At 65.0% G+C, this 15,800-nt stretch carries 17 protein-coding genes; 6 read left to right on the top strand and 11 right to left on the bottom strand.

The genetic code is table 11. The annotated features are described in order from the left end of the window. Positions 1-34: 34 nt before the first annotated feature. The 9 genes from DCM80_RS18835 to DCM80_RS18795 form a co-directional block, all read right to left on the bottom strand. Positions 35-1,237 (bottom strand): LLM class flavin-dependent oxidoreductase, encoded by a 1,203-nt coding sequence (locus DCM80_RS18835; RefSeq protein ID WP_257193051.1) that lies wholly within the window; start codon positions 1,235-1,237, stop codon positions 35-37. Positions 1,238-1,363: 126 nt separating this feature from the next. Beyond that, positions 1,364-1,906, bottom strand: a complete 543-nt coding sequence (locus tag DCM80_RS18830) for a DUF2478 domain-containing protein (RefSeq protein ID WP_257193050.1) — start codon at positions 1,904-1,906, stop codon at positions 1,364-1,366. 5 nt (positions 1,907-1,911) lie between these two features. Beyond that, positions 1,912-2,628, bottom strand: a complete 717-nt coding sequence (locus DCM80_RS18825) for a NapC/NirT family cytochrome c (protein WP_063831455.1) — start codon at positions 2,626-2,628, stop codon at positions 1,912-1,914. Positions 2,629-2,635: 7 nt separating this feature from the next. Next, complete coding sequence (locus DCM80_RS18820; RefSeq protein ID WP_257193049.1) at positions 2,636-3,103, bottom strand: nitrate reductase cytochrome c-type subunit; 468 nt, start codon at positions 3,101-3,103, stop codon at positions 2,636-2,638. Continuing rightward, positions 3,100-4,044, bottom strand: a complete 945-nt coding sequence (napH, locus tag DCM80_RS18815; protein ID WP_257193047.1) for a quinol dehydrogenase ferredoxin subunit NapH — start codon at positions 4,042-4,044, stop codon at positions 3,100-3,102. The genes DCM80_RS18820 and napH overlap by 4 nt, the downstream gene beginning before the upstream one ends. After that, positions 4,041-4,805, bottom strand: a complete 765-nt coding sequence (gene napG, locus DCM80_RS18810) for a ferredoxin-type protein NapG (RefSeq protein ID WP_257193046.1) — start codon at positions 4,803-4,805, stop codon at positions 4,041-4,043. The genes napH and napG overlap by 4 nt, the downstream gene beginning before the upstream one ends. Positions 4,806-4,824: 19 nt before the next feature. Then, positions 4,825-7,374: a nitrate reductase catalytic subunit NapA gene (napA, locus tag DCM80_RS18805; RefSeq protein WP_257193044.1), complete on the bottom strand. Its 2,550-nt coding sequence runs from the start codon at positions 7,372-7,374 to the stop codon at positions 4,825-4,827. A 26-nt stretch (positions 7,375-7,400) separates the two neighbouring features. Continuing rightward, positions 7,401-7,736, bottom strand: a complete 336-nt coding sequence (locus tag DCM80_RS18800; RefSeq protein ID WP_257193043.1) for a chaperone NapD — start codon at positions 7,734-7,736, stop codon at positions 7,401-7,403. After that, positions 7,729-7,983, bottom strand: coding sequence for a 4Fe-4S dicluster domain-containing protein (locus tag DCM80_RS18795; protein WP_257193042.1), 255 nt, complete (start codon positions 7,981-7,983; stop codon positions 7,729-7,731). Before DCM80_RS18795 ends, DCM80_RS18800 begins: the two co-directional genes overlap by 8 nt. A gap of 493 nt (positions 7,984-8,476) precedes the next feature. On the opposite strand from DCM80_RS18795, the gene DCM80_RS18790 reads away from it, so the two are divergent. Further along, positions 8,477-9,592, top strand: coding sequence for an ATP-dependent RecD-like DNA helicase (locus DCM80_RS18790; protein WP_257193041.1), 1,116 nt, complete (start codon positions 8,477-8,479; stop codon positions 9,590-9,592). Between the two features lie 198 nt (positions 9,593-9,790). Next, positions 9,791-11,167, top strand: coding sequence for a S9 family peptidase (locus DCM80_RS18785; protein WP_257193040.1), 1,377 nt, complete (start codon positions 9,791-9,793; stop codon positions 11,165-11,167). Between the two features lie 15 nt (positions 11,168-11,182). Here DCM80_RS18785 and DCM80_RS18780 read toward each other — a convergent pair whose 3' ends face one another. After that, a complete protein-coding gene (locus DCM80_RS18780) occupies positions 11,183-12,865 on the bottom strand; it encodes a caspase family protein (protein WP_257193039.1) in 1,683 nt (560 codons plus the stop codon). 284 nt (positions 12,866-13,149) lie between these two features. On the opposite strand from DCM80_RS18780, the gene msrA reads away from it, so the two are divergent. The 4 genes from msrA (at position 13,150) to DCM80_RS18760 (ending at position 15,085) form a co-directional block, all read left to right on the top strand. Further along, positions 13,150-13,854, top strand: coding sequence for a peptide-methionine (S)-S-oxide reductase MsrA (msrA, locus tag DCM80_RS18775; RefSeq protein ID WP_257193038.1), 705 nt, complete (start codon positions 13,150-13,152; stop codon positions 13,852-13,854). Positions 13,855-13,884: 30 nt separating this feature from the next. Then, positions 13,885-14,304: a peptide-methionine (R)-S-oxide reductase MsrB gene (msrB, locus tag DCM80_RS18770; RefSeq protein WP_257176810.1), complete on the top strand. Its 420-nt coding sequence runs from the start codon at positions 13,885-13,887 to the stop codon at positions 14,302-14,304. Between the two features lie 108 nt (positions 14,305-14,412). After that, positions 14,413-14,577, top strand: a complete 165-nt coding sequence (locus DCM80_RS18765; protein ID WP_257176809.1) for a DUF3309 family protein — start codon at positions 14,413-14,415, stop codon at positions 14,575-14,577. A 214-nt stretch (positions 14,578-14,791) separates the two neighbouring features. Then, the gene (locus DCM80_RS18760) at positions 14,792-15,085 is read left to right on the top strand and encodes a hypothetical protein (RefSeq protein ID WP_027560969.1); all 294 of its coding nucleotides are present in this window, start codon (positions 14,792-14,794) and stop codon (positions 15,083-15,085) included. Positions 15,086-15,210: 125 nt separating this feature from the next. Here DCM80_RS18760 and DCM80_RS18755 read toward each other — a convergent pair whose 3' ends face one another. Further along, entirely contained in the window at positions 15,211-15,768 is a 558-nt protein-coding gene (locus DCM80_RS18755) for a DUF4112 domain-containing protein (RefSeq protein ID WP_257193036.1), read from the bottom strand. Between the last annotated feature and the right edge of the window lie 32 nt (positions 15,769-15,800).

Below are 15,800 nucleotides of genomic sequence, written 5' to 3'. Positions count from 1 at the left end.
GCCGAGCCGGGGCCCATGCCGGATGCGGAGCTCCCTACCCCACCGCCTTCACCGGGGCCACGTTGATGGCAAGCTTGCCGTAGCGGTCGGTGAAGGCTTGCGTGTCGATCTCTTCCAGCTCGATCTCGCCGCTCATCACGCCCCGTTTCCACTCGGCCTGCGCCGGATCGTTCTGGAACTCCGGCATCACCTCGCGGCCGAACAACTCGAGCGATTCGCAGATGTGCTCGTGGCTGTTCTTGCCGGCCTGGTTGAGCAGGATGACCTGGTCGATGTGCGAGGACTGGAAGCGTTTCAATTTCCTGCGGATCGTCTCCGGCGAGCCGATCAGGCCGCCGCGCAACGCCGCCTCCTGCGCCTCGGGATTGTCGCGTTTCCACTTGTTGTACTCGTCCCACATGTTGACGGTGTAGGGCGCGGGCCGCTGGCGGTTCTGCGAGGCGCCGTAGAACCGCAGCGCGAACTGGAAGAAGGTGGCGCCGTCGGCGCGCGCCCGCGCCTCCTCGTCGGTCCTGGCGCACATGAAGAACGAGACCAGCGCCATGTTCGGGTTGATCTCGTAGTCGGCGAGCTTGTGCAGTCGCTTGGTCATGGCGTTGTAATAGGCGTGCACCCAGGCGTGGGCGGCGTCGGCGCTGACGAACTGAAAGCCGAGCGCGCCAAAGCCGTGGCGGCCGGCGCGCTCGATGGTCGGCAGCTGCGAGCAGGCCATCCACAGCGGCGGGTGCGGCTTCTGCACCGGCTTGGGCACGACGTTGCGCAAGGGAATGTCGAAGTACTTGCCGTGGTGCTCGCTGCCGGCGTCCTTGAACATCGGGAAGATCGCCGCGACCGCCTCCTCGAACACCTCCTTCTTGGTCTCCATGTCGCGGCCGAACGGCGTCAGCTCGGTGATGGACGCGCTCTCGCCCATGCCGAACTCGCAGCGGCCGTTCGAGAGCAGATCGAGCACGGCAACACGCTCGGCGATGCGCGCCGGATGGTTGGTGGTGAGCTGGAGGATGCCGTGGCCGAGCCGGATGTTCCTGGTGCGCTGGCTCGCCGCGGCGAGAAAGGATTCCGGCGAGGGCGAGTGCGAATATTCCTCGAGGAAATGATGCTCGACCACCCAGGCATGGTCGTAGCCGAGCCCGTCGGCGAGCGCCATCTGCGTCAGCGCGTTCTGATAGAGGGCGAGCTCGTCACCGGCCACCCAGGGCCGCGGCAATTGCAGCTCGTAGAAGATGCCGAACTTCATGGCGTCGCTCTCCCGCTACTGTCTTATTGTTGCGGGCATTGTATTGAGCGAGGCGATCCTGTCCACCACGCCGTCAATTCCACGGCGTGGAAGAACAGGGATCGCGCGCCGGAGCGCGGCTTCAGATCAGGTGCAGATGCTCGGTGCCGACCCTGGGCTGGCCAAGCAGGGCCGCAAGCGCCGCGCGCCGCAGAAATCGGTCCAGGCCTCGAGGTTGCTGCGGGGGACGCCGATCACGAGGCTCTTGCCGGACTCGATGCAATGGGCAATCAGATCGCGCAGGCCGCCGCCTTCCGCCTCAGCCTTGCCGAATTTGTTGAGAAAGACGATCTCGGCGTCGGCGAGTTGGGCTTCGACTAATTGCGCCGCTTCGAGCAGGCGCGGCGTGGAGAGACGGCAGGAGGTCGCGCCCGCCCCGAGATCCTCCGAGATCGAGATCGACCGGCCGGTGGCGAGCTCGTGCAGAACCATGTCGCAGCGTGTGCGTCCCGGCCGGGGCACGTCCTCCTGGATCAAGCCGGCCAGGCTCTTGCCGGAGCGGCGAAGCTCGGCGACGAGACCTGTGAACCAACGATTCACGGCGGGACCCGAGTCATAGACCAGGGCTACGCTGAGGGCGGCGGAAGGCCTTGCCGCACTGTCCGCGGTGTCGCGGGATTGCTGAAGCATGTCCATCACCTCGCCGCCTTCGCCTTGGCGACGTCGGCATCCTGCAGGAAGTCGATCATCCGCTGCATGGGGCTGACCTCGTCGATATGGTCGAGCATGTCGCGATATCCCTCCTGCGCCTTGGGCGGCAATTTATGCGCGATGCCCTGGTGGCAATCGATGCAGGTCTTGCCTTGGGCGAACGCGGTCTGGTGCAGCTTGGAGGCGCGCGGCTCCTGCACCGCATACTCCATGTGGTCGAACTTGTGGCAGTTGCGGCACTCGCGCGAGTCGGTGGTCTTCATGGCGCGCCAGACGTTCTTGGCGAGGTCGATACGGTGCGCGTTGAACTTCTCGGGCGTGTCGATGGTGCCGAGGATCTTGTGCAGAACCTCGTTCGAGGCCTGGATCTTACGGACCACCTTGTGTCCCCATTCCTTCGGCACGTGGCAATCCGGACAGCTGGCGCGGACGCCGGTGCGGTTGGAATAGTGCACGGTGTTGCGGTATTCGAGATAGACGTTCTCCTTCATCTCGTGGCAGGAGATGCAGAATTGTTCGGTGTTCGTCATCTCCATCGCCCAGTTGAAGCCGCCCCAGAACAGCACGCCGGCGCCGAATCCGACGACGACGATCAGTCCCCAGGCATAGCGCGCGGTCGGCGAGAAGAACCATCGCCATAGCCGCTTCAGGCGACCCGGCCGCTCGGCTGCCATGGCGGCAGAAGTGCTGGTGTCCTGCATGTCCCCCTCACTTCGCCTGTGTCGCGTTCTTGAAGATGTTGCCGACCAGCGGCTTCGCATCGGCCTGCGGCACGTGGCATTGCTGGCAGAAATAGCGCGTGCCGGCGACCTTATCGAGCCGCACGCCCTGGCGGTCGACGTAATGCGTCTCGGAGATCTTCGGCGCGTTCACGCGCGTGTTGCCGGGCCAGTCGTGGCAACCCATGCACGCGTTGTTGTCCGTGGTGATCTGGTAGCCGTCGACCTTGTGAGGGATCAGCGGCGGCTGCTGGCGATACGCGCGCTCGAAGCCGCTCGCCGGCACCGATTGCTTGGTCACCTCGGGCGGCGGCGACATCTCGGTCAACGGCGCCTCGCGCAGCGCCTTGTGCTGCTTGGCCTCCTGCGCGAGCGGCCCCGACGCCGCGAACGGAACGACAAGCGCGACGGCCACGGCCGCCGCCGCAATCAACGGAATCAGTCGAACAAACGTCATGGGAGGTCCCTTTCAAGGACGGCCGGCTGGGAAGAGACGACGCGTGCCAGTGGCGCTGGCGCGGTCATGGAGGGGTCGGGATGCACCGCATTGCGGCCGCGCAGACCGAGATGGAAGACCTGCTTGGAGCAGACGTCGATGCAGGCGCCGCAGACCGTGCAGTCGCCCGCGGTGATGACAGGCGTGGCGCCGCTCCGCTCGCCCCTGAGCGCGGGGCTGATGACGTGCGGCTCCGGACAGACCGCGTAGCAATCCATGCAGTCGTTGCAGGCGGCCCGGTTGTCGGCGGTGACGCGCAGCAGCGCGACCCTGCCGATCTGGCCGTAGAACGCGCCGACCGGGCAAAGATGACCGCACCAGCCGTGCCTTGCGACCAGGAGGTCGAACACGAAGATCGCCGCGGTGCCGCCGGCGCCGAACCAGAGACCGAACACCAGCGCGCGATGCAGCGCCGTCACCGGGTTGATCAGCTCCCAGGCGATCGAGCCCGACAGCACTGACGCCGCGAGCACCGCGCCGATGAAATAGAGCCTGAGCTCCGGGCGGATCTTGGCGGTGAAGGTGATGTTGAGCCGACGCCGCAGCCAGGCGGCGAGATCGGTCGCCGGATTGATCGGGCAGACCCAGGAGCAATAGGTCCGGCCGCCGAACAGGAGATAGGCGGCGAGCACGATGGCCGCGCCGATCACTGACAGCCCCTCGGGCCAATGCCGCGCCGCGAGCGACTGCAGCAGAACGAAAGGATCGGTCAGCGGCAGCACGCCGAGCGTCATGGACGAAGCCAGCGTACCCTTGGCGATCCAGACGCCCAGAAGCGGCCCCGACAGGAACAGCGCGAGGAAGAGCAGCTGGCTGGTCCGGCGCAGCACCAGAAACCGCGAGGCAGCCCAAAGCCCCTTCTGTGCCCGCGCTTCGACATAGGGCCTTGTATTGGCCGTCATGGCGCGCCTCCCTCAGGTCTGCGCACCGGCAGCTTGAGCGGCGCATCGACCAGGGCTCCGCCGGCCCTGGTCTTCTCTTCCCAGCCGCGCTTGTAATGCTCGTCCTGCTTCAGCGCGGCGACCTCGATCGGCAGCACCTTGATCGCGGACTCGGTCAGCACGCAGGACTTCTCGCACTTGCCGCAGCCGGTGCAGTACTCGGCGTGGACGACGGGCTCGAAGATCGCATGCTTGGTCGTGCGCGCATTGTGCGAGACTTCGAGCGTGATCGCCTTGTCGATGACCGGACAGACGCGATAGCAGACGTCGCAGCGCAGCCCCTGCAGATTGAGGCAGGTCTCGCGGCTGGTGATCACCGCGACGCCCATCTTGGCCTTGGCGATGTCCGTCAGCGCGTGCTGGAGGGCGCCGGTCGGGCAGGCCTTGACGCAGGGAATGGTGTCGCACATTTCGCAGGGAATATTGCGGGCCTGGAAGAACGGCGTGCCCACGGCGGGGCCGTCGGCCCAGTCCGCAAGCTTCAGGGTGTCGTAGGGGCAGTCGCGGACGCATAGACCGCAACGGACGCAGGCTGCCAGGAAATCCTTCTCGGGCAACGCGCCCGGAGGCCGCAGCGCCTGTGCGGGCTTGGCCCGCGAGGACACCCCGAACGCCGTCAGCATCGTTGCGGCGACGGCTGCGCCGCCGCCGAAACGCGTCATATCCTGCAGCGCCTTGCGGCGGCGCGGATCGCGCGGGATGCCTGAGCTGGAGTCCGACATGGCTCGTCCATCGAGGGGTTTAGGCCGACGTCACGCGGCAGGCGCACTTCTTGAAGTCGGTCTCCTTCGAGATCGGACAGGTCGCATCAAGCGTGAGCTGGTTGGCGAGCTGGCTTTCGTCGAAGAACGGGAAGTAGACGAGGCCGCGCGGCGGCTTGTTGCGCCCCTTGGTCTCGACCCGCGTGACCACCTCGCCGCGGCGCGTCTGGATCTTCACGGGCTGTCCGCGCAGCAGCTTGCGCTCGGCGGCGTCATCCGGATGCATGAACAGCGTCGCGGCCGGCACGGCACGGTGCAGCTCGGGCACGCGGCGCGTCATCGACCCGGAATGCCAGTGCTCCAGCACGCGGCCGGTGCACAGCCACAGATCGAACTCCTTGTCGGGCGTTTCGGCCGCTGGCTCGAACGGACAGAAGATGATGCGCGCCTTCTTGTCCGGCTTGCCATAGAACGACACGCCTTCGCCCGGCTTGACGTAGGGATCGTAGCCCTCGCGGAAGCGCCAGAGCGTCTCCTTGTTATTGACGACGGGCCAGCGCAGGCCGCGCGCCTGGTGATATTGCTCGAAGTCCGCCAGATCGTGGCCATGGCCGCGACCGAACTTGGCATACTCCTCGAACAGGCCCTTCTGCACATAGAAGCCGAACGCCGCGCTCTCGGAATTCTCAAAGCCCTTCTGGCATTCGGTGATCGGGAACTTGTTGACCTCGCCGTTACCGTAGAGCACGTCGAACAGGGTCTTGCCGCGAACCTCCGGCTTCTTGGCAATCAGGTCTTCCGGCCAGACCTCCTCGATCTTGAAGTATTTCGAGAACTCCATCATCTGCCAGAGATCGGAACGCGCCTCGCCCGGCGCCTTCACCTGCTGACGCCAGAACTGCGTACGCCGCTCGGCATTGCCATAGGCACCTTCCTTCTCCATCCACATCGCCGTGGGCAGGATGAGGTCCGCGGCCAGGGTGGTCACGGTCGGATAGGGATCGGAGACGACGACGAAGGCGGCCGGATTGCGATAACCGGGATAGCCCTCCTCGTTCATGTTCGGGGCCGTCTGCATGTTGTTGTTGCACTGGACCCAATAGGCATTCAGCTTGCCGTCCTTCAGCATCCGGTTCTGCAGCACGGCGTGGTAGCCGATGTTGGCGGGGATGGTGCCTTCCGGCACCTGCCACAGCTTCTCGGTCGCTTCGCGATGCTTCGGATTGGTGACGACCATGTCGGCCGGCAGGCGGTGCGAGAATGTGCCGACCTCGCGGGCGGTACCGCAGGCCGAGGGCTGGCCGGTCAGCGAGAACGGGCCGTTGCCCGGCTCGGAGATCTTGCCCGTCAAGAGGTGCACGTTGTAGATCATGTTGTTGACCCACGTGCCGCGCGCGTGCTGGTTGAAGCCCATCGTCCAGTAGGAGATGATCTTCTTCTTGGGATCGGCATAGAGCTTGGCGAGCCGCTCGAGATTCTCCTTCGGGACGCCCGAGGCCTTGTGGGCATAGTCGAGCGTGTAGGGCTCGAGCAGCTTCTTGTATTCCTCGAAGCCGATCTTGTCCTTGAAGCCGGCCGGATCGAGCGCGCCGTCCTTGCCGGCCTTGTGCGAGGCGTTGACCGCCTTCACCTCGAGCGCGTGGGTCGGGCGCAGGCCGTAGCCGATGTCGGTCACGGTCGATGCGAACTCGACGTGCTTCTCGACGAAATCCCTGTTCATCGCCCCGGAATTGACGATGTAGTTCTGGATGTAATTGAGGATCGCCATGTCGCTCTGCGGCGTGAACACCAGCGGATTGTCGGCGAGCTCGAACGAGCGGTGCTCGAAGGTCGAAAGCACGTGCACCTCGCAGCCTTCATGCGTCAGCCGGCGATCGGTGATGCGCGACCACAAGATCGGGTGCATCTCCGCCATGTTCGAGCCCCAGAGCACGAAGGCGTCGGTCTGCTCGATATCGTCGTAACAGCCCATCGGCTCGTCGATGCCGAAGGTGCGCATGAAGCCGGCGACCGCCGAGGCCATGCAATGGCGCGCATTCGGATCGAGATTGTTGGTGCGGAAGCCCGCCTTGTAGAGCTTGGCGGCGGCATAGCCTTCCCAGATGGTCCATTGGCCCGAGCCAAACATGCCGACGGTCGACGGCCCGCCCGCCTTCAGCGCCGCCTTCCATTTCTCGGCCATGAGCTTGAAGGCATCGTCCCAGGAAATCGGCGTGAACTCGCCGTTCTTGTCGAACTTGCCGTTCTTCATGCGCAGCATCGGCTGGGTCAGCCGGTCCTCGCCGTACATGATCTTGGACAGGAAGTAGCCCTTGATGCAGTTGAGGCCGCGATTGACCGGCGCATCGGGATCGCCCTGGGTCGCCACGACCTTGCCGTTCTTGGTGCCGACGATCACGCCGCAGCCGGTGCCGCAGAAGCGGCACACGCCCTTGTCCCAGCGAATGCCGTCGGTCTTGCCAGGCTGCGCGCTCGCCGCTTGCGGCAACGTCACGCCGATGGTCGAGGCCGCAGCAACCGCTGCCGCCGCCTTCAGCGCATCGCGGCGCGTCGCACTGGCTTCGTTCCCGTTCGTCAATTTCGTAACCATCGTCGGTCTCTCCGGCTCAACGAATCTCAAATTGCGGAAGCGCGCACATGCGCGCCGGAATTCTGGCAGGCGCCGCCGCAGCACGCGGCTTCTCCGGTCTCGACTGCGCTCTCGTCGTCGTGCGTGTCGAATGCGTGAAAGATCAGCGAGGCACTGACCACGCCGGGCAGGCGATGCATGGCGGCGATCTGCTCGATCGCCAGCGAGGCCGGCGTATCGATGACGGTCAGCGCGAGCCTGTTGGCGCCGGAGGCGGCCTCCAGCTCGACGCCGGGCAGCGCCAGGATCCGGTCGGTCAGATCGCGCTCCGCATCCGGTGCGAGATAGACGGCAACGCCGCAGATGTTGGTGGCTTCAGCCATTGTGCACGACCAGGTTTGCAAGTTCGGATACGAGCGAGATGCGATCCCGCGGCGCGAGTGCGATGGCTTCGACCGGGCAGACCGGGATGCAATCGCCGCAGCCGGTGCAGGCCGCAGCATCGATCACGGCGCCGAGCTTCTCGCGCCCGAGGATGCGGATGGCGGAATGCTCACAGGCCTCGACGCAACGGCGACAGACCACGCCATGCCGTTCGACGCAGGCGCTCGCGCTGGAGACGGTCGCCACCTGTTCGAGGCGCGTCTCATCCAGGCGCGGCGCATACGCGTCGCGGCCGGATGCGAAAGGCAGAACGGCAGAAAATAATGAGCGTCGTGACATTGGTCTCGGCATATCCGAATCCCCACGGGCAAACCCGCGTTCAGGAATTTGTCTAGGAGCGCCCCATCGGGCACACCTCGGTCGACGCCGTTGTCACCGCTGCGAACCATAGGTTCCGGCGGTCCAGATCGCATTGCGCTAGATCAAGCGGCCAAGCCGAGCCGCGCAGGCAACAATGACCCGCACCGCCACCGTGGCGGGAAATTGCGCCAATCGCTCAAGGCATTTACCCGGCCTTCATGTTTGAGCCGACCAAGCCGCTTCATGCGGGTGAGACGTCAGCCGACAGGCGCCGTTGGCGGCCTCGAGCGCCGGTGCCGCATCCGCCTTGAATGGACGGGTCGAATGGTTACTTTGGAGGGCGGCGAATCGCCGCGCGTCGCCCTTTCTCAAGACAGCAATGCCAACTTTCACCCCGCATCAGGATGCCGCGCTCAAAGCCGTCGGCGACTGGCTCAAAGCAAAACCCGGCCGTAGCGGCACGCCGCAGGTATTCCGCCTGTTCGGCTTCGCCGGTACCGGCAAGACGACGCTGGCCCGGCACATCGCCGACGGCGTCGACGGCGATGTGAAGTTCGCCGCGTTCACCGGCAAGGCCGCCCTCGTCATGCGCAACAAGGGCTGCGACGACGCCTCCACCATCCACTCGCTGATCTACCGCGCCCGCGAATCCGGCGAGGAGCAGCCGAGCTTCGAATTGTGGGACGACGCGCCCGCCTCGAAGGCGAAGCTGATCGTGATCGACGAATGCTCGATGGTCGACGCCGAATTGGGCCGCGACCTGATGTCCTTCGACTGCCCGCTGCTCGTGCTGGGAGATCCCGCGCAGCTGCCGCCGATCCAGGGCGGCGGGTTTTTCACCAATTCAGAACCGGACGCGATGCTGACCGAGGTGCACCGCCAGGCGCAGGACGATCCGATCGTGCGGATGTCGATGGACGTGCGCGAAGGCCGCGAGCTCGACATCGGCCGCTATGGCGAGAGCGAGGTGGTCTCGCGCAAGGAGCTCGACCCCGACAGGGTCATGGGCGCCGACCAGGTCCTGGTCGGCCGCAACAACACCCGCCGCGCGTACAACATGCGAGTGCGTCAGCGCCAGAACATCGAGGACGTCTTTCCGGTCGCCGGCGACAAGCTGGTGTGCCTGCGCAACAACCGCAAGAAGGGCCTGTTCAACGGCGGCCTGTGGCGGGTGAAGTCGCGCAACTCCTCGCGCTCGAAGTCCCGCATCCTCAGCATGCGGTTGTCGCCGGACGAGGATTTCGGCCACAAGGTGACGAAGGTCTCGGTGCGCGCCGATTGCTTCGAGGGCGGCGTCGAGCAGATCGCCTGGGAGCAGCGCAAGCCCTATGACGAGTTCGACTACGGCTATGTGCTCACCGTGCACAAGTCGCAGGGCTCGCAATGGGACGATGTCGTGCTGTTCGACGAGAGCTTTGCGTTTCAGGAGAGCCGCGCCAGGTGGCTGTACACCGGGATCACGCGGGCGGCGAAAAGATTGAGTATCGTGGTGTAAGGCTGCCGTAGGGTGGGCAAAGGCGCAAAGCGCCGTGCCCACCGTCTCTCTCCGCAACAAGAGTTCGTGGGCGCGCTTCGCTTTTCCCACCCTACGGCACCGAGCGCCATGGTGTGATGCCGTTATCCGGACCGCTCCGACGCATTCACCAAGCGCTAGGCATTGCGATGTATGACTGCCGTCGGCAGGAGGACTCGCATGGCTGAACGCAGACCCGATTACCTCGATACGCGTGATGATACCGATAGCGCGAGTCGTCGCGGGTTTCTGAAGTCGGCAGGCATCGCGGCCGGCACGCTCGCCGCATCGATCGCCGCGCCGAGACTTGCGCATTCCGCTCCGCTGCGTGACGTCGATGCGCGGCCGGACAGGCCGGTGCGGGTCTCGAAGCAACGCCTCAACGCGCTGGCGGCGCAATTCTATGCCGTGTTCAACGAGCACGACGTCCTGCCCAAGGGCTTCTCCGGGAAGAACGAGGCGCGCTACGACGTCGAGCTGCGCCGCATCACCACCATGACCCGCGTACCCGAGACGGGAGAGCGCGTGAAGGTCTCTGCGCTCGTTGCGCTCCCCGTCGGTGCGCGCGGGGCATTGCCGGTGGTGTCGTGGCAACACGGCACGATCCTGTCGTTCGATCAGGTTCCTTCGAACCTGCTGCGACTTGCCGACGAAGGCTACCAGCTTCGCGACAACGTCGATTCGCTGGAGACGCTGTTCAACATCCAGCGCTTCGCCGGCAACGGCTATGCCGTCATCGCCGCCGACTACATCGGCAAGGGCCCTCTTCGCAACGGCCGCGGCGAGGCCTATGCGGTGAAAGGCGCCACGGTGCAATGCTGCCTCGACGTGCTCGATGCCGGCCTCATCGAGTTGAAGAGGCTCGGCCTTCGCCAATCGGCGCTGTTTCTGAACGGCTGGTCGCAAGGCGCGCTGAACACGCAATGGCTCACGCAGGAGATGCAACGCCGCGGCATGAAGGTGACGGCAAGTGCGACCCAGAGCCCATTCAACAATCTCGCCGAGAGCTTCCATTACTGGGTCAACCCGACCGCCTATATTCCGTCCACAGAGACGTCCTACCCGATGCCGCCGGCCTGGATCACGCCCTGCCTGGTGGTGCTGCTCGGAAGCTATCGCCAGTATTATGGGCTGAGCGATCTGTTCAAGACCGCCATCAAGCCGCAACACCAGGCGTTCGCGGAGAAATACTGGGCCGACTACAGCCTGGCAGGCGACACCGCCAAGGCCGTGCCGCCGGCTGGGGATTTCCTGGTGGACGGGTTTTTCGACCGCTTCACCCATGACACCAACAGCAGGTTGCTGCGCCAGCTCGGTCGCAACGGCGCGACTTTCTGGGACTACGATTCCCCGATCCGGTTCTATTACGGATTGACCGATGAGGCGCTGCATCCGCGACTGGTCAAGCCCGCGATTGCCGCGGGTGGACGTTTCGCGGCCGGCGTACCGGTTGCCGGCGCAAGCCATCGCGTCACGTTTCTGGCAAGTCTCTATGGCGACGGCACCGTCCTGAACGGGCAATCGACCGCATTCGACTGGTTCAATACGCTGATGTGAAGGCGGCGCCGGCCCTTACTTGCCGGCGACGAAGTAGAAATCTTCCCGTCCCGGCGGCGAGCCGTAGGTGAACGGCTGCTGCCCGTGCTTGGTCGCGGCCCAGACGTCGTCGCGGATGATGTCGAACAGTTTCCTGATCTCGACGCGGGGCTGCTTGATCTCGCGGGCCAGCGCGGTCGCAAATGGGCTGTTGGCGCTGCCGTCGCCATCCATCGCGGTCTCACCGTGTTTGGCGGCGTAAACCACCATGAAGCCGGCACCGGGCTCGATGTTGGAAAAGCCCCTGTCGACCAGCTTCAGCGACAATGTGCGCTGCATGGTCGGCGCGAACGGATTGTCGCGGCAGGCATCGAGCACCACGAGACGCATTTTCCGCGCGGCACCGACCGCGGCGATCACCTGCTCGAGGGCGACCGCCTGCGTCTCGGCGTCCTTGTCGGCGGCCAGCTTGGCGTCGACGGGAACGAGATAGTTGACCCCGCCGATCTCGAAGCCGTGGCCGGCGTAATAGACCACGGCCCAGTCGGCCTTTTCCGCCTCGTTGGCGAAGGCCTGCAACGCCTCGAAGAACTTGTCGCGGGTGAGGTCGTTGACGGAGATCACGGACTGGAAGCCGACCTCGCGCAGCACGCTCGCGATCAGCTTGGAATCGCGCGGCGGATTGGGCAAGGCGTGGACGTTCTTGTAGGCGCCGTTGCCGATCACCAGCGCCACCCGGCGCCCAGTCGCCGCGGCCGGCGCCTGCAGCGTCAGCGCGGCGAGCCGCTCCTGCGCGATGGCGCGGGCGCGGGCGACGTCGGGCTCGTCGAACTTCGTCAGCGAATAGGCGGCGGCGCGGTAATCAGCGCGCGCCTGCGCGAGATCCTTCTTCCGCTCGTAGATCTGGCCGCGGCCGGAATGCGCGCGGATGTTGTTGGGGTTGATCTGGATTGCCATGTTGTAATCCTTCAGCGCGGCATCGAGATCGCCCTTCATCATGCTGACATCGGCGCGGTTGTTGATCGCGTACACGTTTTTCGGCTGCCGCTCGATCAGGCCATTGCAGTCGGCGAAGGCCTGATTGAACTTGCCCATCATGCCATAGGTGATGCAGCGGTTGCTTGCGATCTGCGGCGCGGACGGGTCGATCTTCTCGGCCTCCGCGAAATCGGCGAGCGCGCCGTCGAAATCCTTGAGCAGCGTGCGCGCGCGGGCGCGATTGGTCCAGGCAAGCAGGAATTTCGGCGTGTACTTGATCGACAGGGTGAAATCGTCGATCGCGCTTTGCAGCGCGCCGCGGCGGGCGTGAATGACGCCCCGGTTGTTGTAGGGCACGCCATAGGCCGGGCGCTTCTGGAGCGCGAGGTTGTAGTCCGCCATGGCGAGGTCGTCCTGACCCTTGCGCTCATAGGCGAGGCCGCGCAGGTTGAGAGCAACGACGTAGTCGGGATCGAGATCGATCGCGATCGACAGGGTCTCGATCGCGCGGTCGTAATCGCGCTTGCTGATCAGCGTGTTGCCGCGCACGGAGAGCGCGATCGCCTTGTCCTTGCCGCCGAGCTGGTCGGCCTTCAGCAGATTGTCGCAGGCGCTCGCGCGGGCCTGGGCCTCGGCCTGGCGGTCACGGCAGATGGCGAGCTCGTCGGCTTGCGGATCGGCCGCCGCGTTCGACACGCCGGCGGCCAGGATGACGAGGGTCAGGGAAACGACGCGCCACATATTGGCCTGCTCCAGCATCGCGCTTGGGTTGTCGTTTACGCATGATTTTTGGGAGAACCGCTGCGCACTTTTCCGGATCATGCTTTAGCGCGGAGTTCCCGGTCCCGCCAAGGCGGGCGCTCGCCCGGCCGTCCCGTGCGGCTCATTTCACGGACTCGTGTCCGTCCCGTCGTAACAATCGGCGGTGGTGTCCGTACCTCGGATGATGCGGAAAGGCCGTCCGGCAACTGTTCGTTCGGCTCCCATCGTCCTAGACTGTCAGACCTTCCGAAAGAGGATCCGCCATGCGCCGACCTGCCCTCGCTTCCCTGCTCGCCGCAACTGCCGCCCTGACGCTGGGCTTTGCCATGCCGTCCCGGGCAGCGGAGGATGCGGTCGTAATCCCGGCCCCCGCCATGGATGCGGCGCCCGCGAGCGGGATCCAGACCGCCGTCGTCGCCGGCGGCTGCTTCTGGGGCGTCCAGGGCGTCTTCCAGCACACCGCCGGTGTCGTCAACGCGGTCTCCGGCTATGCAGGCGGCACCAAGGCGACCGCCGACTACCAGGCCGTCTCGAGCGGCCGGACCGGCCACGCCGAGTCCGTCGAGATCAAGTATGACCCGAAGAAGATCTCCTACGGCAAGATCCTCCAGATCTTCTTCTCGGTGGTGCACGATCCGACCCAGCTCAACCGCCAGGGCCCGGACACCGGTCCGCAATATCGCTCGGCGATCTTCACCACCTCGGACGAGCAGAAGAAGGTGGCGGAAGCCTATATCGCCCAGCTCAACGGCGCCAAGGTGTTCAGGAAGCCGATCGTGACCAAGGTCGGCGCGCTGGAGGCGTTCTACCCGGCGGAGGCCTATCACCAGGACTATCTGACCCTGCACCCGAACCAGCCCTACATCGCCTATAACGACCTGCCCAAGGTCGAGAACCTGAAAAAGCTGTTCGCGGATAACTACATTGAAAAGCCGACGCTGGTGAGTGCCAGCAAGGCTACCAACTGATCGCAACATCGTCTCAAGAACGGGAGAGCCATGCCCGACACCAGAACGAAGACCACCGACGACAAGGTCATCAAGAGCGAAGAGCAGTGGCGGCGCGAACTGTCGCCGATGCAGTATGCGGTGCTGCGCGAGAAGGCGACCGAGCGTCCCTTCTCGGGCGAATATGAGCATGACCACCGCGCCGGCACTTACGTCTGCGCCGGCTGCGGAAATGTGCTGTTCGAGTCGGACGCCAAGTTCGATTCTGGCTGCGGCTGGCCGAGCTTCACCCAGCCCGCGGTCGAGAGCCATATCGACGAGGAGCGGGACGTCAGCCACGGCATGATCCGCACCGAGGTGCTCTGCTCGAAATGCAGCGGCCATCTCGGCCACGTCTTCCCCGACGGCCCCGGGCCGACCGGCTTGCGCTATTGCATCAACTCGGCGGCGCTGAAGCTGGAGCCCAAATAATCGGCCTGCGCGCCCGGGTTCCTTCATGGAACCCGACCGCACGATGTGCTTTTCTTCTCTGGCGGTGCGGCCGATCATCGCATTTTGGCGGCCGCCAGGGAGGAAGCCATGTCACTCGGGACCGTTCTGATCATCCTGGTGATCATTTATCTGCTCGGGGGCCTGTCTGGCCGCCTGGGCGGTTACGGCTACGGCCTCGGCCATTCCGGCATGGGGATCGGCGGCGTCGTGCTGGTGGTGCTGGTCGTCCTGCTCCTTCTCGGCAAGCTGTAAACCATTTAACACATTGAAATTATAAGCTTTATTCCGGCTGCGGACCTGCCATGCGCGGATTCATCATCTCCTATCGCAGGGGTCGCATTTTTGTCAGATCGGCTTATATTAGGGGACGAAAATGGCATGTGCGGCGGGCTTGCTCGATTGCGGCCCCTGCCCTCCCAAACCCCACGCGCTTAAAGCCCCAGAGAAGATCACGAGGTCTTTGACCATGCGTCCATTGCGTCCGTTCAACTTCAACACCTCCGCCGAACTCTTCCCCGCCGCGATCCGCAAGAAGAAGCGTGCGGGCTTCACCTATCGCCGCTTCGGCACCGCGGCCGAAGCCGTGCAGTTCGCGATGGAGCAGTTGCCGACGGATTCGCTGAACGGCGCCTATCTCCAGGTCGAGGAAGCGCGCTTCGACCAGAACGGCATCCGCTCGCTCTATGAGAGCGAGGCCTTCCCGCTGCCCCGCCGTCCCAAGCCGGCGCCGGCCGCCGAGACCGACGCCGACGCGGCGTAAGCTTTCGCTGAGCCTTACGATGTGCGCGAAAAGCGCGATGACCTGGAGGTCGTCGCGCTTTTTGCGTTTTGGGCCTCTGTCCATCGCTGCCCCCTTTGCGGTGAGAGCAAAGGAAATAGCTCGCCTCACATCCGCGGCTGCTTGTCGAGCCAGCGACGGAGCAGGCGCATATTGCGCATGTTGGCGCGGAACATGACGTCGAAAGCGTCGCCCGCGAACGGCACCAGGCCGACCGCGCCATCGAGCGCGACATTGCCGAGCATGCGCGCGGTGACGTGCCAGGGCGCGCCCAGCGCGCGGGCCTCGCGCACCAGCCACAGCGAGACCGCCGTGGTGATGATGTCGCCGACCACGGGGATCAGACCGATCAGCCCGTCGATGCCGTAGCGGATGTTGGTGCCGGGCAGGATGAAGGCGATGTCGAGCAGCTTTGCGATCGCCTCCAGCCGCGCGATCCGCTGCTCGCGTGTCAGATTGCCGAACGGGCTCCCCGAGAACGGATTATCCTTGCCAAACTCGACGCGGAACTCGCGAAATCCCTGCTCCAGCGTTTCGGGGCGGATCTCCCGGCCGTCCTGATCGATGATCGGCCCGCGCCCCTCGGAGCGCGAAAAGGGCGCGCGCGGGCCGCTCCCGGAACGGGGCCTGCGCGGCGCGATAATATCGTCGTCGGACATGGTCATGGTCTCGAAGGAACGCGCCGGCGCGGCGGAAG

This window comes from Bradyrhizobium sp. WBOS08, from assembly GCF_024585125.1.
Lineage (GTDB): Bacteria > Pseudomonadota > Alphaproteobacteria > Rhizobiales > Xanthobacteraceae > Bradyrhizobium > Bradyrhizobium japonicum_B.
The sequence above is the reverse complement of the archived record's forward strand: the minus strand, read 5'-3'. Positions and strand labels throughout refer to the sequence as shown.